General features: G+C 50.5%; 1 rRNA gene. It reads right to left on the bottom strand.

The window, feature by feature from the left end:
• A 23S ribosomal RNA gene (locus AB4Z32_RS27945) occupies positions 1 to 280 on the bottom strand; the annotation flags it as partial.
• Between the last annotated feature and the right edge of the window lie 39 nt (positions 281 to 319).

Below are 319 nucleotides of genomic sequence, written 5' to 3'. Positions count from 1 at the left end.
TCGACTATCACGTACAAGGCTCATCCCATTTCGCTCGCCACTACTTTGGGAATCTCGGTTGATTTCTTTTCCTGCAGCTACTTAGATGTTTCAGTTCGCCGCGTTCGCTTCACACACCTATGTATTCAGTGAGTGATGACCTAAAAGGCCGGGTTTCCCCATTCGGACATCTACGGATCAAAGCTCGTTTGCCAGCTCCCCGTAGCTTTTCGCAGGCTACAACGTCCTTCATCGCCTGTAATCGCCAAGGCATCCACCATGTGCACTTATTCACTTGTCCCTATAACGTTGGCCCCTGCATGAGTGTCAGGGAACGTCA

It is taken from the genome of Massilia sp. 2TAF26 (assembly GCF_052115005.1).
Taxonomy (GTDB): Bacteria; Pseudomonadota; Gammaproteobacteria; order Burkholderiales; family Burkholderiaceae_D; genus Telluria.
This window is presented reverse-complemented; position numbering and strand designations above follow the sequence as displayed.